This window comes from Phyllobacterium zundukense (genome assembly GCF_025452195.1).
Classification (GTDB): Bacteria; Pseudomonadota; Alphaproteobacteria; order Rhizobiales; family Rhizobiaceae; genus Phyllobacterium; species Phyllobacterium zundukense_A.
In genome coordinates, this window is the sequence record NZ_CP104973.1 from 3,001,186 (window position 1) to 3,018,241 (window position 17,056).

General features: G+C 57.3%; 15 protein-coding genes and 2 pseudogenes. 5 read left to right on the forward strand and 12 right to left on the reverse strand.

Annotated features, from left to right (window positions below; all coding sequences use genetic code 11):
• Positions 1-136: 136 nt before the first annotated feature.
• Together N8E88_RS31605 and N8E88_RS27085 are read left to right on the forward strand one after the other, a co-directional pair.
• Positions 137-2,134 (forward strand): pertactin-like passenger domain-containing protein, encoded by a 1,998-nt coding sequence (locus tag N8E88_RS31605; protein ID WP_315975265.1) that lies wholly within the window; start codon positions 137-139, stop codon positions 2,132-2,134.
• A 1-nt stretch (position 2,135) separates the two neighbouring features.
• Positions 2,136-2,741 carry an autotransporter domain-containing protein gene (locus N8E88_RS27085; RefSeq protein WP_262293279.1) on the forward strand — a complete coding sequence of 202 codons (606 nt, stop codon included), beginning with the start codon at positions 2,136-2,138 and terminating at the stop codon, positions 2,739-2,741.
• Positions 2,742-2,748: 7 nt separating this feature from the next.
• On the opposite strand, the pseudogene N8E88_RS27090 reads toward N8E88_RS27085, so the two are convergent.
• A pseudogene (locus tag N8E88_RS27090) lies at positions 2,749-3,169 on the reverse strand (GFA family protein).
• Positions 3,170-3,357: 188 nt separating this feature from the next.
• Between N8E88_RS27090 and N8E88_RS27095 the strand changes: the two are divergent.
• Both N8E88_RS27095 and N8E88_RS27100 read left to right on the forward strand, forming a co-directional pair.
• Positions 3,358-3,717 carry a COG4315 family predicted lipoprotein gene (locus N8E88_RS27095; protein ID WP_262293280.1) on the forward strand — a complete coding sequence of 120 codons (360 nt, stop codon included), beginning with the start codon at positions 3,358-3,360 and terminating at the stop codon, positions 3,715-3,717.
• A 149-nt stretch (positions 3,718-3,866) separates the two neighbouring features.
• On the forward strand, positions 3,867-4,715 hold the full coding sequence (locus N8E88_RS27100; RefSeq protein ID WP_262293281.1) for an alpha/beta fold hydrolase: 849 nt from the start codon (positions 3,867-3,869) through the stop codon (positions 4,713-4,715).
• 165 nt (positions 4,716-4,880) lie between these two features.
• Here the strand turns inward: N8E88_RS27100 and N8E88_RS27105 are convergent.
• The 5 genes and pseudogenes from N8E88_RS27105 to N8E88_RS27125 all read right to left on the reverse strand — a co-directional run bounded on the left by N8E88_RS27105 (position 4,881) and on the right by N8E88_RS27125 (position 9,618).
• A pseudogene (locus tag N8E88_RS27105) lies at positions 4,881-6,316 on the reverse strand (DUF1254 domain-containing protein).
• Positions 6,317-6,405: 89 nt separating this feature from the next.
• Positions 6,406-7,158 (reverse strand): transporter family protein, encoded by a 753-nt coding sequence (locus tag N8E88_RS27110; RefSeq protein WP_262295651.1) that lies wholly within the window; start codon positions 7,156-7,158, stop codon positions 6,406-6,408.
• A 435-nt stretch (positions 7,159-7,593) separates the two neighbouring features.
• Positions 7,594-8,391, reverse strand: coding sequence for an anti-sigma factor family protein (locus N8E88_RS27115; RefSeq protein ID WP_262293282.1), 798 nt, complete (start codon positions 8,389-8,391; stop codon positions 7,594-7,596).
• On the reverse strand, positions 8,388-9,014 hold the full coding sequence (locus N8E88_RS27120; protein ID WP_410010621.1) for an RNA polymerase sigma factor: 627 nt from the start codon (positions 9,012-9,014) through the stop codon (positions 8,388-8,390). Before N8E88_RS27120 ends, N8E88_RS27115 begins: the two co-directional genes overlap by 4 nt.
• A gap of 55 nt (positions 9,015-9,069) precedes the next feature.
• On the reverse strand, positions 9,070-9,618 hold the full coding sequence (locus N8E88_RS27125) for a tetratricopeptide repeat protein (protein WP_410010706.1): 549 nt from the start codon (positions 9,616-9,618) through the stop codon (positions 9,070-9,072).
• 633 nt (positions 9,619-10,251) lie between these two features.
• Between N8E88_RS27125 and N8E88_RS27130 the strand changes: the two genes are divergently transcribed.
• Complete coding sequence (locus tag N8E88_RS27130; protein WP_262293284.1) at positions 10,252-10,677, forward strand: OsmC family protein; 426 nt, start codon at positions 10,252-10,254, stop codon at positions 10,675-10,677.
• Positions 10,678-10,684: 7 nt separating this feature from the next.
• On the opposite strand, the gene N8E88_RS27135 is transcribed toward N8E88_RS27130, so the two are convergent.
• From N8E88_RS27135 to N8E88_RS27160, 6 genes are all read right to left on the reverse strand, one after another.
• Positions 10,685-12,121 carry an MFS transporter gene (locus N8E88_RS27135; RefSeq protein ID WP_262293285.1) on the reverse strand — a complete coding sequence of 479 codons (1,437 nt, stop codon included), beginning with the start codon at positions 12,119-12,121 and terminating at the stop codon, positions 10,685-10,687.
• Positions 12,122-12,235: 114 nt separating this feature from the next.
• Positions 12,236-13,264: an aliphatic sulfonate ABC transporter substrate-binding protein gene (locus N8E88_RS27140; protein ID WP_262293286.1), complete on the reverse strand. Its 1,029-nt coding sequence runs from the start codon at positions 13,262-13,264 to the stop codon at positions 12,236-12,238.
• A gap of 35 nt (positions 13,265-13,299) precedes the next feature.
• Positions 13,300-14,166 carry an ABC transporter permease gene (locus tag N8E88_RS27145; protein WP_262293287.1) on the reverse strand — a complete coding sequence of 289 codons (867 nt, stop codon included), beginning with the start codon at positions 14,164-14,166 and terminating at the stop codon, positions 13,300-13,302.
• A gap of 19 nt (positions 14,167-14,185) precedes the next feature.
• A complete protein-coding gene (locus N8E88_RS27150; protein ID WP_262293288.1) occupies positions 14,186-15,022 on the reverse strand; it encodes an ABC transporter ATP-binding protein in 837 nt (278 codons plus the stop codon).
• Between the two features lie 12 nt (positions 15,023-15,034).
• Positions 15,035-15,364: a 4Fe-4S binding protein gene (locus N8E88_RS27155; protein WP_262293289.1), complete on the reverse strand. Its 330-nt coding sequence runs from the start codon at positions 15,362-15,364 to the stop codon at positions 15,035-15,037.
• Entirely contained in the window at positions 15,361-16,992 is a 1,632-nt protein-coding gene (locus N8E88_RS27160) for an FAD-dependent oxidoreductase (protein ID WP_262293290.1), read from the reverse strand. Before N8E88_RS27160 ends, N8E88_RS27155 begins: the two co-directional genes overlap by 4 nt.
• Between the last annotated feature and the right edge of the window lie 64 nt (positions 16,993-17,056).

Below are 17,056 nucleotides of genomic sequence, written 5' to 3' on the forward strand. Positions count from 1 at the left end.
CGCTCAGATTAATCCATGGGTTGCACGCCCTTCGATGTGAAACTAGCTTGCACTTGCCGATATCGTTGTTTGGTCGCGGGGACTGCTTTGGGTAATTGGCAATCCCTTATCATATGATCGCTATAGGGGGAATTACATGAAGTCGTCCAAGCTTTCCGCACGTATCTTCTGGCTGTCTTCTGTTTCCTTCATAACACTCTCCATAACCAATCAACCCGCATCTGCGGCTTGCAACCTCGTCCCTACAGCAGGAAACGATGTTTATATTTGCGACAGCGGTACCGGCGGACCCTTGACGGATACAGGCGGGAACAACTCGCTTACACTTCCTACGGGAGGCACGGGTACGATCACGGGGCCGGTCACATTCGGTGCCGGCGTCGATACCGTCATAATCAATTCCGGCACAATCAACGGTAATCTCATTGAGGGCGGGGGCAACGATAGTCTTCAGGTGAATGGCGGTACCGTCAACGGCACAATTTTCCAGAACGCCGGCGTCGACGATTTCGTCATGACCGGCGGCGTGGTTCAAAGAGTGGAGCAGGGCAGCGAGCTCGACACGGCGACAGTCAGCGGCGGCCGGATTATCGGCCAGTTCTTTGCCGGTGATTTCTTCACGATGACGGGCGGGCAGATCGGCGAAGTCAATCTCGAGCAGGCCAACAATGAAATGCGCATGTCCGGCGGTATCGTCGACAGCTTTGTCATTGCGACGCAGGGACGTGATCTTTTCATCCTTACTGGCGGCCAGATTGGTGGATTCGTCAACCTTGGCAGTGGCGACAACCGAATCTTTATCAGCGGCGGCTCAATCGGCAGCACCGTGACGACGACGGGCGGCAATGACCAGTTTACCTGGGATGCGGCAGGCACGATCGCAGGAGCGATCAACCTCGGCGCTGGCAACGACACTGGCACATTGCAGAGTCTGACGGATGCGACGCTTTCCACCACACCATCGATCAACGGCGAAGGCGGCACGGACACGCTGACTTTTGCCAATACGACAGCAACCACGTCCGGCCGTTATGTGAATTGGGAAAACGTCGCGCTCACGGACAGTTCCGCCTTTACGCTCGACAGCAATTTCGTGGTTGGTGACAGCGGAACGGGAACCGGCAGCTTTTCGATCGATGGTACGAGCACGCTGCTCGCGGGCAACGGCGTCAATGCTGCCATCGCGCCTTTTGCGGCAGGGCAACTCGCCAATGTGACCAATGCAGGGACGATCGATCTCACCAATGGTTCGAGTGGCGCAACCGATACATTTACAGTTCTTGGCAATTATACGGGCAGTGGCGGTACAATCCGGTTGCAGACGGTCCTTGGTGACGATTCATCACCGTCCGATAAACTTGTGATCTCGGGCGGAACAGCGACTGGTACGACAGCACTGGCTATCACCAATCTCGGCGGCGCGGGCGCGGCGACAACGGGCGACGGCATTCTGGTCGTGGAGGCCGTCAATGGTGCAACCACTGACTTCACTGCTTTCGGCCTCGCCAATCCCGTTGCAGCGGGCGCCTACGAATATGCGCTTTTCAGAAGCGGCTTTTCAGCGGGAAGTGCCGAGAACTGGTATCTGGCCTCGACGATAACAGTTCCCGAGTTGCCCGCACCTGGCGCTCCGGCTCAGCCTGCGCCCCAGGCCGCGCCTCCCATTTTTGAACCGCCCTTGCCGGGTGAGCCTCAATCCGAGCCCGTTATAGTCCCGCCGACGCCCGGCGCGGCGCCACCGACCCCCGGTGCGACGCCGGTACAGGCAGCGCCTGGCGAATCCATTCCTCTCTATCGCGTCGAGGTACCTGTCTATTCAGTTGTTCCTCCCGCCGCGCGCCAAACCGCACTGGCAACGCTCGGGACATTCCACGAAAGACGGGGCGAGCAGGGTGTTGTCAATTCGCGCGAGAACTTCTCCGCCGCGTGGGGCCGCGCCTTCGGGCAATCGACCGAGCAGAGCTGGGATGGCACCGTTGATCCATCCATTGATGGAAACCTCTACGGCATACAGGCCGGTCTCGATATTCTCGGCTGGGAGCACGATAACGGACATCGGGATATAGCCGGCCTGTTCTTCGGCTATTCGAGATCTAGATGCGGATGTCAAAGGTCAGGCGGTTGGCTGGAATAATTTGAGCGTCGGTAGCCTCAATCTTGATACGACGAGCTTCGGCGGTTACTGGACGCATATCGGCCCTGGTGGATGGTATCTGGACGGCGTCTTGATGGGATCGTGGTTCGGCGGCGATGCGACCTCCGATCGTGGTACCGGTATCGATATCGACGGCACGGGCTTTACCGCATCGCTGGAAGGCGGCTATCCAATTCCGCTGTCAGAGAGCTGGACCATCGAACCCCAGGCACAGATCATATGGCAGAACGTCTCGCTGGACGATCAATCGGACGCCTTTTCCGATGTCGGATTTGACAATGATGACGGCTTCACGGGCCGGCTCGGTTTCCGGGTGCAGGGAAAATATCAGACCTCGGCCGGTTTGTTCCAGCCCTACGTCAAGGCCAATCTGTGGCACGGTTTCAGCACCACGGACTCAGTGGTCTTCGGGCCGGATGCAATCACCACCGAAAGTGAGTCGACCTCGCTGGAACTCGGCGCGGGTATCGTGCACGACTTTACCGAAAAGGTCAGCGCGTTTGCCGTGGCGGATTACACGTTCGATGTCGAGGGTGCCGAACAGAAGATGTTCGAGGGCAATATCGGCCTGACCGTCAAGTGGTGATCAGGATCTAGTCCGCGCGGACAAATCGCAAAAAGCCAACAGGACCAGTCTTGTTGGCTTTTTTGCTGTCCGACGGATGGTGGATCCCGTCACTCACTGGCACTTCGTCAAAATCGAAAGGGCTGATCCCCTCGAGACAGGCAACATTGACGCAGTATTCCTCCGGATTTGATGGTGCGTGTAGATACCGCATTCCGAACAGAAGTAATGTTTGGCCGTCATCGTGTTGAATTGATAGACGCTAAGCTTCTCTTCACCAGCCAGAATATCAGATCACCGACTTTGGCCGATACGGCCACAGCACCACGCATCCGGCAAAGGCTGCAGGTGCAACGGCGTGCTGTGTGGAGACCATTCGATAGTCTGACATGGAAGCGTACTGATCCACAGTGGCAGGCGCCGTCAATTTCGCTGATATCGATATCCATTGTCCGCTCCTGAATGTTGGTTGTCGAATTCTTGGCAACGAGGACCAGATGTATCAAATCAGAGCGTTGAATCCGCCTCAATTCAGATCAGAATATGGTACATTGTTCCCCGATGCGAACGCCTTGGTTCGCTAAAGAACGGGCACTGTCAGCGCCCCGCTGGCAATCCCAAAGAGGGAGTGAAAACAATGAAGGCAATATTGATTGCAATCGGATTTCTCGCCGCCACCAGCCTGTCTGCTTTCGCTGCAGAACCTGCGAAAAAGATGGGCGACATGTGGACCACGGAGGAGGGCATGACCCTTTACACATTCGACAAGGACAAGGACGGCAAATCGAACTGCGATGAAAAATGCCTGAAGAACTGGCCGGCATTCCATGCCAGCAAAGGGGCCAAGGCCGAAGGCGAATGGACGCTGGTCAAGGACACGACGGGCAAGGAAATGTGGGCCTATGAAGGCAAGCCGCTTTATACGTACGTCAAGGACAAGAAAGCCGGGGATATGACCGGAGATGGCGTCGGCGGTGTCTGGCACGTTGCCAAGTGAAACCACAGCAGGATGTTTTATGAAGGCGGCTTCCGGGCCGCCTTTTCTATTGCGCCTGCATGATTGAAACGTCGCAAACATTCGCCAACCATGATGATTTTGACTAGGATGCCGGATGGCGCGTTCCGCGTCTTTCGGAGGAAGACATCATGATCCTCAAGTCATTGGCCTATTCTCTTGTCCTGCTACTCGCGTTGGCTGGTTCAGACGTGCAGGCTGCCGAGCGCTGGGAAAAGCTACCCCCGCCGGCACCAATGCCCGCGGCCGAGAAAAGCGGCATGGCTCCAGTCAACGGCATCGAAATGTACTATGCCGTCTATGGCAAAGGTGCGCCTGTGCTTCTCATACATGGCGGTCTTGGCTATGCCGACATCTGGGGTGCGCAAGTGGCCGACCTTGCAAAAGACCATATGGTCATTGTTGCAGACAGCCGCGGCCATGGGCGATCGACCCGCAACGCCGACCCTTTCAGCTACGATTTGATGTCGTCCGATTATCTGGCGCTTCTCGACTTCCTCAAAGTTGACAAGACGGCGCTGGTCGGATGGAGTGACGGCGGTATAATCGGGCTCGATATCGCCATGAACCACCCCGAGAGGCTGACGAAGCTGTTTGCGCAGGCAGCCAACTCCAAGGTGGATGGCCTTAATCCGGATGTCATGAAAAACAAGACGTTCTCGGCTTATATTGATAAGTCAGGCGAGGTTTACAAGAAGATTTCCCCGACGCCGGACCAATATGATGCCTTCGTCGAGCAGATCAGTGCCATGTGGGCTAGCCAGCCCAACTGGAGTGACGACGATCTGAAGAAGATCAAGACGCCAGTGGCGATCGTTCTTGGCGATCATGACGAAGCCATTACCCGAGAGCATACGGAATACATGGCAACGACGATTCCGGGAGCAAAATTGGTCATCCTCGATAACGCCAGTCATTTCGCCATGCTTCAGGACCCGGAAGGTTACAACAAAGCCGTGCGTGACTTCATCGACAACTGATCCAGCAGGTCGCGGATGTTAAATGCCGATTCGTTGAGCGCGCAAAACTGGTGGCAAATTTCGCCACCAGTTGAAACTCAGGCGATTAATTGACAAGTTCGACTTCACTCGGCCGCCATGGCTTGGTGAAGAACGCCTCGAGCGGGCCGTAGAGGCGCAGGCACGTCAATTCGCCGCCACGATCGCTGGCGGCTGCCACATCCCTTCGCCCGCCGGCAGTATGGAGGGCGCTTCGCTCTTCGGCCAGTATAGGCGCATGACGAGATAGATTGTGTCATTGGGCGCTGGTAGCCAATTGGCTTCCTTGTCCACGCCGGGGCTGTCTTTCTGGATATAGAGGGTGAGCGAACCATCCGCGTTCTTCTTCATACCCGGCAGCATCGGCGAGTTGATGAGGTAGCGATTGATCGGGTTCTTGATCAGAAGCTGGCTCTTGCCGTCATACATCGTCACCGACCAGAAGGAGTTCACCGGCGGGAGTTGCCCGGCGGGAAACGTGATGGTGTAGTTGTGCTTGCTGCCGTCGAGCGGCGCACCGGTCGCATCCGTTCGGGTATAGGGGTACATGGCTTCTACGGCATCGTTGCCCAAGAGACCGCCCTTGGCAGCGCCTGCCCGCATCACCCAATCGCCATCGTAGAAACCCTCGTCGCCAAAGAACGAGCCGACGTTCCAGCCGTTGATGTTTTTGTTTCCGCTGGCCAGCCATTTGTCGACCTTGTCATCACCCTGCTTCATGGCCACCAGGATTTCGGCTTTATGTTCGAGCGATAGATCCTTGAACTCGAAGGTCTTGCCGGGACCGATGCCAATCTTCGCAAGTTTCGCGCGAATCGCCCTGTCCCTTGACGTCTCGGGGACGAATTCCAGAGCTGCGTCGAGATATTGAAAGAAGTTGTCCTTGATCCCGGCAGTGGTGGCAGGAAGGAACTCGATCTTGGGCGCGGCGGGTGCGGCGGGTTGTTTAAGGAAGCCAGAAAGCGGTTGCGCCTTGTAGCCGGCCTGAATTTTCTCAACGTTCGGCATATCTTTGGGGTCAAAGAGTTGGGTGCGGATAAGTGCGAGTGGGAACGGCGTCGTTGATTGAAAGATCTTCTTGACCCCAACGGGCGTGTCACCTTTCCAATCGGGACCGACCACCAGGTAGTCGCCCTGGTCGCTCCCAGTGGCGCGCGTGCCGATATAGCCAAAATTGTACGTATTGCCGTCGATGAGCTGGACGGAGTAGTAGCGCTTCGGATCGACCACCGGTACCGAAAGGACCACCGGCTCCGCCCGCAGGTCTAGCCAGACGAACGAGTAAGGGGTGTCGCTGTTCGGCGTAATGACTGCCGTATCCTCGGGAGTGGCAACATGGTGCTGATTGTTGATTTCGTTGAACGGTGCCTTGAACTGGCCGGAGTTTTTGTCAACGGCGAACTCGTGCATTACGGCATAATTCATCACGAGCGGCAGGCCGTAGATGAAGCCTTCCTCGGCGATGTCCTTGGCCTCGATGATGCCGGGGTAGCTCTGCGCCATCAGCAGGCTTGGCCTTGCAATCACGGCGCGCCCGCGGCGATCACCGCGGCGGAGCGAAGTAATTCTCGTTTCGTCAACATTTGTCGTACCCCCAGGATGAGTTGTCAAATTCGTGCGTGTCAGGGTTGTCTGCTTAAGTTTGGCGCTTGCAGGCGGGCGCTTGTCTTCCTCATTTTGGAAACAGGAATGTTACGGCCAGACGTGCGCCAAAACCGTCAGGGCCGTTGGCAGGGCTCTCGGCCCAATAACGCACACCTGCGGTCAACTGAATTGGCTGCTTGTTGACCTTCACCAGCTTTGAGACCGTGAAGTTGATGGGAACGGACCAGTCTTCCGTCTCCCAATTGTAGGTGCTCTCCGTGTTAAGCGCGAAGGTCCACGCTTTCGGTGTCGTGTAGGAAATGAAGGGTTGCAGGAACGTCGAGTTCACGTCCTGACGATCCTCATCACCCGCGAACGACCAGATGTGGTTGGCCAATGCACCATAGGTCCAGTGGCCGGATTGCTTGAGGACAACGGCCGTCGGTCCGGCGCCCCACTTCTCGCCGCCAAGCAAATCGTCCGTTGCGGTCGGCAGAAGGAAGACAGGTCCCACGCCCCAGACAATGCCTGAAGCGGTTGGTTTCTTCGGCGAGAAGAACAAGCTTTGCGTCGTATCCCCCAGACCGAACTGATCTCCGGATGGCCCGGCAATGTCATTCTGCCAGACGATCGGCACGATGGTGCGAGAGATGATATTCCAGTCCTCGTTCAGGGTGAACGGAATGACAGGTTGCACATTGATGGTGTATTTGCTGCCATCATCCGGGCCGTAGCCGCCATCATAGTTGCCTTGAAATGGTACGCTGATGAGCGAAGCAATGGGATTGGAAAGCTTTTTGGCCAGCTCCTCGGCACTCTCCTGAGCATGCACGCAAGACATGGACGCAAGGACCGCAATTGAAGCGGACACAAATGCATCACGACGTATGGCCATAGCTGTGTTCCCCAAAACAGTTTCACGACGTCTGATCGGCGACAGGGTTCCCCACGCTCCCGCATTTCAGATGGTCGCAAGACCTTCTGACGGAAAGAAGTACGTTACTGTAACATCGGGCATGCGGCCGCCCGCGCACCGTGATCCAACAGCGTGTGAATCAACTCCAACGTTTTCAGACCGGTTTCGCGCCATCGCTAAGGCGCTATCGAGCGTTTGTGAAATGGTGGTTTCCGCCGATCATGACTCATTGCCGCCGCTCTAGTCTGGCCACATCGCTTTTCTGACGGTTCCGTGACCGGGCGCATGACATTCTTCCGAGGGCAAATGCACAGAATGCCTTCCAGTCGCTGTGGAATAATCCCCGGCTTTTATAGAAGCTTATGCGAGCGCGGTTCGCACGCCTTCAGCCAAATCGTTCAATTTATCCGCTGTGTTACGGCCGATAAGCATGTAACCATGGGTCCGATCCGACCAATAGACGACGTTCATGCCGTGCCGCCGCTCGGTTTGCGGCGAACGCGGTCCACTCGACGATTGAACGATGCACAGAGCCATTGGTCCGTGCTCGGGATCAAGATATGCGATCTGCCCAAGCGGCTTGCCATCATACTGCAGAACCTGCGCGCGTTTGAGCGGGATGCCCGGCAACGACACTGCCTGCAGGGGAAGGGAGAGGCCGATCGCGTCACCGACGTTCTGTAATTGCACGCTCTGCGATTGCTCATCGCTGTCGAGATTGGCGAGTGTATCGGGCGTGTAAAGCGACAGGTATTCGGCAACGACTGCCCGCCAGTCGTCATCATGATCACTGGAAGCTTGCTTGAACGCCATGAAGCCCCGATCGGCAGCGACGCCGACGAAGACGAGCCCGATGGCTGCGGCCATGAAACCGCGGCGGGTCAGGCCCCTTGAAGCCGGCTCGTCGGTGATCGACGCAGGGAGTCCGGCCAGAATAGCTTCCAGCTTCGCCGTCGGGGCGTTTTCGAGCAGCGGCTGGAACGCATCGTAAAAGGCCATTTCACTGCGCGAGAGGAATTCATATCGCGCGGCGACAGCCTCATCGATCTTGATCAGCCTATCGATCCTTGCGCGATCCTCGCCATTGAGTTCGCCATCGAGAAACGCGACCAACATCTCATCGGAGGGCATTTCGGCATGTTTCAGATCAACCATCATTTCCCTCCTTCCATCTGTTTGGCCTTCACATCGGGATCGGCGTGTTCGGCGAGTTTGGCACGGGCCGTTGCCAGGCGGCTCATGACCGTGCCGATTGGTACGTCCAGGACCTCCGCGACCTCGCGATAGGACAGACCCTCGACATAGGCAAGAAACACGGTCGTCCGTTGCGCCTCAGGTAATTCATTGACCTGGCGCAAGACCTGATTGGCCATGACATGCGTTTCGGTTTCGTGCTCGCCGTCGAAGGAAAGTGTTACGTCGGCATCGACGAAACCGTTACCCATGCGAATGCGGCGCGACCGGACCTCATTGAGCCAGATCGAATGCATGATCGAGAACAGCCACCGGTCAAGCCTTGTTCCGCTCATGAACTGACTTGCCCGCTCCAGCGCGCGAACACACGTCGCCTGCACGAGATCGTCTGCAACGTCGCGCTGGCGGGACAGTACGATACCGTACCGCCAGAGCCGGCCAAGATACTGGGCAAGGCTCGCCCGGATTTCATGTTCGCTCGCGATGATTGCCTCCGTCCAGACAAGTCCACTGCGGACATCCGGTGCTGACGACGCTTCTGGTGTCGCCCGACTATAAGCAGAAAGCTGGCGATGAGCGATGGTCACCTTGATCCCTTCTTTGTGAACAAATCAAACCGCTTTCAGCCGGGCGACAGCCGCGTCAGATCTTTGAAGGCTTTTCAATCGCCTCATGAAGATCGCGATATTCCTCGCACGTGGTTCCACAGATCGACTTGATCGTCATCAACTGGTCCTTGGCGAGATCGAGTTGACCCTTGATGACATAGGCTTCGCCGAGATATTCGCGAACCTTTGCGTATTTCGGATCGAGCGCGAGCGACTTTTTGTACCAGGAGATGCCTTCATCGGTACGGCCGAGCTTGCGCGTGGCATAGCCGCGATAGTTGAGCGCTTCCTTGGTGTTTGGATCCTTCAACGTATCGAGCATTTCCAGTGCTTCCTGGTAGCGTCCGGCCTTGGCCAGAGTATAGGCGTACTCGGTGCGATCCTTGTCCGGAACGGCGCTGCTGGTCTTCTTGACGCATTTTTTGGCCTTGGAATCCCAGACCTGGCCCTTGGGACAGGTGGGCGTCGTGGCAGCATCGTCGCTACCGCCGCCGCCAGCGGCAAAAGCCGGCATGGAAAAAGCAGCGAGGACGAAGCTGGCGCCAAGCAGGGCCGATGTAATCGAATGTTTCATGAGTTCTATCTCCGAATGACAATCTGACATGTGGAGAACACGCCGTACGGCGATTTATTCGGAGATAAGGCCGAATATTTCGAGGCGGCTGATCGGGAAGCGAATCGGCCTGCAGCAAGCACTAAACAGTGTTGCCGCAATTGGTTTTCTACAAGCGGCCAAAAACCGGAATTGTTTACTCATATCGGCAAGAATTTTGAGTCCCGGTACGTTCTGCTTGGGGGAGCCAGGATTTATGCTTGACGAAAATATCTGACACTAAAAGCGTAACTTAAAATGGACAGACAAGTGGAGCCAGTTGATAAGCACAGCGGACAGTTCTTGCAATCATTAGTTGCAGAACCCGAAGCTCGATCAACCGCGCCGTCGCGTCGAAAGCCGCAGCTCCGCTCTCCAGTTGACTTGGCGAAGCAGCGCGTTGCAGCCGCGAGGCTTGCCGCGGACAATAGTTTGCTTCGTGCAAAGGCGGCTCCGAAACCGCACGAGATTACCAATCCTGCCTTCATAGCTCTGTTTGAGGCCCATCAGCGGGATCGGGAAGTGCTGTTCGCGGCGATGAGAGCGCTCGAGAAGGAACAAAGCGGTAGCGTTTCGCACGCGCGCTGAGTAGGGTCAGGGCATCTAAAGTCGGGAAATCATCCAATGTCGGAACTCAAGATCAGGACCCGCGCAGTAGGCGCGACGTCCGTGCTCCAGCCCAAGGAGCTGCCGCTCGTCACATCGGAGACGGGAGGCGAGATCGGCGTTGTTACCTCGGTTTCCGAACCCGGCTTCAGCCCGATCGATTTGCTGTATAGTTCACTGTCGGCGTGTATTGCATTGAGCGCACGCATTGCCGCCAGCCGCCTCGGCGTTGCCGACAGGCTCGGCGAAGTCCGGGTGCACGTAACGGGCGAAAAGGCGCATGACGGGCCGTCGCGCATTGCCCGCTTCGATATTTCCATCGAGATCGATGGCGAGCTCGATAGCGCAACGAAGCATGAGATCGTCGAGGCTGCTGAAGAAATCTGTACCGTCAGCAATACGTTGCGCGGCAATGCCGATTTTGTCACCAAGCTAGCGGACTGAAGCGGCGTCAGGCCTTCCTTGCGTGGCCGGAGACTTCAGCCCCGGCGTTCCATGGCAATTCGAGAAAACGAAGAGCAGACACGACGCCGATAAGGCCGACGACGAAGAATGCCACGCGAAAATCCATCAATGATGTGGTGACATTGCCGTGAACGATTTGCGACAAGTTGAGGACCATGGCCGCGATGGCAACGCCAAGCAGCATCGACATCTGTTGAAGCATGCTGGAAAGGGTCGACGCAGAACTACGCTGTGAAGCGTTGATGTCTGCGAAGGTCAATGTGTTGAGCGCCGTGAACTGCATCGAACGCGACAGGCCCGCAATGAGCAGAAGCGCAAAAGAGATGATCTCGGGCGTTTCGGCGGATAGGAGCGAACAGGCGGCGAGGGACAGCGCTGCGATCAGACCGTTGAAGCAAAGGATCGAGCGAAAGCCAAACCGCCTGAGTAGCGGCGTGGTGACGACCTTCATGCCAAGATTGCCAACGAAATAGACCAGGATGAAAGTGCCCGTCCTGATGGCGCTGAAGCCGAAGCCAACCTGAAACAGCAGCGGCAACAGGAACGGCGCCGAGTTGATCGAGACGCGGCCTGCTGTTCCGGAGGCTGCCGTGGCGATGGCAAAAGTGTGGATCCTGAAAACTGACAGATCGAGCAGAGGGTTTTTTACGCGCAGAAAATGTCTGGCCGCCATGACCGACAACAGCGAACCGCCCACAAGCATTGCGACGGCGATGTAGAACGCGTGGATGCCATGGGTGAAGGATTCAAGGCTGGAGAGGACAAGCGCCAAACCGGCCGCAGAGAGCGCGAAACCTTTCATGTCAAACTTCGGAACCGATATTTCACGCTGGTCCGGAACAAATTTGAGGACCAGCAGAACACCAAGGATACCGAGCGGTATATTTATGAGAAAGTTCCAGTGCCAGCTAAAATAGGTGGTGATGAAGCTGCCAAGGACAGGGCCGATGACCGGCGCGAACAGCGCAGGCCATGTGATGAGCGCGATAGCGGAGACAAGCTCGGACTTCTCCGCATTGCGCAGCACGATCATACGTCCGACCGGCGTCATCAGGGCGCTGCCCACGCCCTGAACGGCACGCGCGCCGACGAACTGCCAAAGCGTTTCCGACAGACCGCAGACAAGCGAGGCGATCGTAAAAATAGCGATGGCAGCAATGAAGACATTGCGAGCGCCGAAGCGATCGCCCATCCAGCCGGAAATAGGGATGAAGACCGCCATCGACAGCATGTAGACGGTGATGCCGATGCTCATCGCCACGGGCTCGATGCCGAATGACAGCGCCATCTGGGGCAGGGAGGTTGTGATGATCGTCCCGTCCAGCATCTGCATGAAGAAGGCGACTGCAACAACGAGAGCGACAAGGCGCGGTTGCCGCGCTGTGACGGCTGTTTCCTCGCCGTCCGATAGTGCAGTCGTCATTTCATAACCTCAGTATATTTCATGCGGGATGGCCACGACGCTGTGCAGCCAGATATCAAAGTGCCGGGCCCGCAATTCAGGCCCGGCAACCGGATTTGTCAACGTGCTCGCGGATTATTGATTGGCGTCGAGTTCCTTGTAGGCAGCGTCGAGATAGCTGGTATCGACCCATTTACCGTAATCGATCGTTCCTTTCAGAAGCTTTGCCTCTGCCATGAACTTCTCTTCTTCCTTGAGCGAATTGAGCGCTTCGTCGGTGATCTTCGGGTCCTGATAGAACACACCATTCTTGTAGGTCTTGCGAACGGATTTTTCCGAGGACTTTGTTTCATCGACAAAAATCTTGATCGTGTCTTCCGGGTGTGCGTCGGCCCAGCGCGAAATCTGGATATCGACCTTCAGCAGGCGTTTGACCAGATCTGGATATTTCTCCGCAAAGGCGCCATTGACCGAAATGACGTTCGGCACGGCCCATTCGGGGTGCTCCGATCCATCGAGAAGAATGCGTGCCTGACCGGTGTCGACGAGTTTTGCCGCCGTGCTGTCCGTTTCCACGATTGCGTCGATGTCACCACGCAACAGTGCAGGGCCTGACGCCTCGAATGGCAGATTGAGCGATTCAACGTCGTCGGTCTTCAAGCCGGCGGCTTTCAGCGCCTTGCTGAAATTCGAGTGACGCACTGTGCCGGCGAGATATGCAACCTTCTTGCCCTTCAAGTCGGCGACGGTTTTCAGCGGCGAGTTCGTCGGAACGATGATTGCCGAGCCGCCTGTTTTGACGAAACTGGAGATACCTATCAGCTTGACATCGGCGCCCGATGCAGCGACGCGCAGGGCAGGGTTGTTGCCGGTGTAGGTGACCTCTATAGCGCCGGTGGCAAGGGCGGTTGTTGCCTCGGAACCACCACCGGTGAAGGTCACAAGTTCAACCTTGATGCCATCCTTGGCAAATTCCTTTTCCAGCCAGCCATCATGCTGGGCGAGAATGAATTTCAGGTGACCGGGTGCGGTACTGCCGATGCGAATGACATCCGGCTTTTCCTGTGCGATGGCGGGCAGGGCGAAGCTTGTCAAACCCAGCAGCGAGGCGGCGATGGTCTTTATCAGGGTCCGGCGCAAAACGCCGTTGTTTGAAATTGTCATAATATGGGTTCCTTCGTTGGCGTTTAGCAGAGGTTTCAGTGCGGTGAGGTGTCGGATTGGCCCTTCCACGAGGTCGCCCAACGCTCAAACCAGACCAGCAGGTAATTCACGATCAGGCCGATGAGTGTCATGGTGAGAATGCCGGCATACATATCGCCGGTTTCCATCATCAGCTGCGATTGCTGGATGAGGTAACCCAGGCCAGATTTGGCAGCGAGCATCTCGGCGCCGATAACCGCGAAGATGGAAGATTTCACCGCGAGACGCGCGCCGGCAACGATGGAGGGAATGCTCGCCGGAAGGATGACTTTGCGGAACAGATCCACATCTGATGTTCCCATCGAACGGGCCGCTTTCAACAGCAGCGGATCGACCGCCTTGACGCCGCTGATCGTGTTCACCAGCAGGAAGAACACCGACGAGTAGAAGGTGATCGCAATCTTGGACGCTTCGCCTATACCGAGAAGCAGGATGAAGACCGGCAGCAAGGCAAACTGCGATGTGTTGCGGAGGGTTTGAACCAGCAGATCGGAGACCTTTTCGAAAAGTGAATAACGCCCCATCAAAAACCCGAGCGGAACAGCGACAATTGTCGCCAATCCAAAGCCGATCGCTGCCCGCTGCAGGCTGATGCCGATATGCTTGGCGAGGACGCCACTTTCGGCCAGGCCGATCCATGAGCGGCAGACATCGCTGAGCGGAGGAAAGAAGATGGGATTGAGCCAGCCGAGACGCGGTGCGATTTCCCACAACAGGAAAAACAGGATGAGCAAGGGCAGGCCATAGCTGAATGTGCCGTCACCGCGCGCCGTCTTGTGCCTGCGGGTAGGCCGGGTAGCACTGGTCGATGCAATTGATGGCAGCCTGATGCCAATGCCGGGTTTTTCACTGATATAGGCCATGTTTCCGTTCCCTGGATCTTTAGTTGGCGTAGGCAGGCGACAGCGCCCAATCCTTTTGCGCCTTGTTGACTTCATCACGCAGTGCTTCCCAAACGCGGGCGCGATGTGCGTTGAATTCCGTGCTGGATCGAATGTCGCCATCGCGCGGGCGCGGCAGATCGATATCGATGATTTCCTTCACCGTGCCGGGACGGGCGGTCATCACAACGATGCGGTCGGCGAGATAAATCGCCTCGTCGATGGAGTGCGTGACGAAGATCACGGTCGTGTTGATCTTCTCCCAGATCTTCAGGAGTTCGCTCTGCAGGATTTCGCGCGTCTGCGCATCGAGCGCTGCGAATGGTTCATCCATAAGCAGCACTTCGGGATTGCTCGCCAAGGCGCGGGCGATGGCCACACGCTGCTGCATTCCGCCGGAAAGCTGATTGGGATAGCGATCCTCGAAGCCGGACAGTCCGAACAGAGCAAGGAAATATCGCGCGCGGTCGCTGCGTTCGCGCTTTGGTACGCCACGCACTTCCAAGGCATATTCGATGTTCGACAGGGCGGTGCGCCAAGGGAAGAGCGCATATTGCTGGAACACATAACCAGTCTTGGGATCGGGCCTGGTGATGGTGGTGCCATCCAGTTGCACGATGCCCTTGCTCGCCTGTGTCAACCCGCCGGTGATATCGAGCAGGACAGATTTGCCGCTGCCGCTCGGACCAACCAGCGTGATGAACTCGCCCTTGCGGATGTTCAGATCGACGCCATCGAGGACAGTGATGCGATCGGTCTCCTCACCGTCGACAGTCACATATTGACCCGGCTTGAGCTGGAAGGTTTTTCTGATACCGGAGACGACAATTCGGTCCATCTGTATTCTCCTTCAAACCGCCGCGACGCGAATGCGGTGCGTCGGATCATGTTCGGTTCCGCCAGCCTTGCCGCGTTTCCAGCCGAGCGCGCGCGCATAACTGCCAAACAGATTGCGTTGCTCGACCTCGGCTTCTGTGATCGGAAAGTGGCCTTCCGCGCGATGCGCGACGTACAACGCATCGACGGGACAATAGATTTCGCAGAGGTAGCAGGTCTGGCAATCGTCTTGGCGCGCTATGATCGGCGCCGAATCCGGCACCGCGTCAAACACATTCGCGGGGCAAACCTTCACACAGATATCGCATTCAATACAACGGCTTGCGGAGACAATCTCAATCATGACGCGATCCCCTCGCGACTGATTTGCGCTTCGCCAATACTGATCGCATCGACACCGCTGACGAGGATACGGCGGGCAAATGCCGGATCATTACCGGGGCGGTCTGCCCGCCGGTGCATACCGCGGCTTTCATTGCGCGCGAGTGCGGACGCCAGCGACCAGCGCGCCGAAGCGGTGATTGATGCGGTTTCGCGACTGCGCACGCGGTCCACGCCCTCGGCGTGGAGATGCTGACGCACATCATTCCAAATGCTCTCCAGCCTCTCGCTGCTGGTGTGCAAGGTTGTACCATCGCGAAAATAATTCTTTTCGAGAGGGATGACCTCGGCGCGAACAGCTTCGATGATTTCAGCGGTGCGCAGGTCCGCACGAGCGTTTCCGGCCGGTCGCAGTCCCGCTTCGCCGAGGGGTTTCGATACGGAACGGAAGGCTTTCCGTGCCGATTTACGCGCGTGGGTTGAAGCACCTTTGCCTGACCACCAGCCGCTGGCGATCGCCCAGGACGAATTGACAGCTCCGCCGCCCGACACTGCCCCTGTCATGTTCTCGCGGCTGGCTGCGTCGCCGGCCACGTAGAGTCCGGGGACTCCGGTGCCGCAATCGGCGGTAGCGAGCATGATGCCGCCGGTGCCTCGTACCGTGCCTTCGGCCCGCAACGTGATGCGAAACAGCTCTGTGAAGGGATCGATACCGGCACGGTCATGTGGCACGAAGCAATTGGGCTGGCCCCGGCGCAGCCAATCCTGCAAGGCGGGCTCGGCATGGTCGAGACGGGCAAAAACCGGACCGTCAATCAGCGCCTTCGCAATATCCCTCTCGCGCTCGCCGATGCCGTTGGAAACCTGTTCACCGTTTGCGTCGAGAAGAGGCGAGCCATCCTCGCGGTAGAATGTAGCCCACCTGTAGGGCAGGCCTTTGTTGAGCGACGTTTCATAGGGGGCAAGCGTGTACTTCCCGGTGAACTCCATACCGGAAAGATGCGCGCCGGCTTCCGCAGCCATCAGGTAGCCATCGCCAGTGAGGCCGGTTGCGCCGAGGATACGCTCGTGGAAAGCACAACCGCCTGTGGCGAGCACAACGGCTTTTGCCTCTACACTCCAGTCGCGGTTGCGCTGCCGGTCTACGCCGGAAGCGCCTGTGATCGCATCACCATTCGACAGAAGTTCAAGGGCAGGGTGGTGATCGAGCACGGTGACACCGGCCTCCAGCACCCGCCGTCGCATGAAACGCATGTAATCCGGGCCGCGAAGATTGGCGATGTAGAGCCGGCCATCATCTTCGTGCGGAAACAGGTAACCCCACTCGGAAAGTTTCACCAGATTTTCGTAAGCCTGATCGACGCAGCGCAGCATCCAGCGCTGATCGGCAAGCCCGCCGGTGCGCTGCCAGCGCCGCTCGACAGCCTGGCCACGATTTTCACCCGGCGGTACGCACCAGGTTCCGGTGTTGGACGGAGCCGTGGCGCCGCTCGTGCCAAGATAACCCTTGTCAGCGAGGACAACACGAGCTCCGTCTTCTGCAGCCGCCAGCGCCGCCCATGCGCCGGAAGGACCGCCGCCAAGCACCAGCACATCCGCTTGCAAATGCAGCGGATCATTGCCGGTGGATTTTAAACGATCAGATGACATGCGTTCTCCGGTAGTCGAAGCCGAAACGTCAAACCCTTGCCGGGTCTGACCGTTGTTTCGGAAT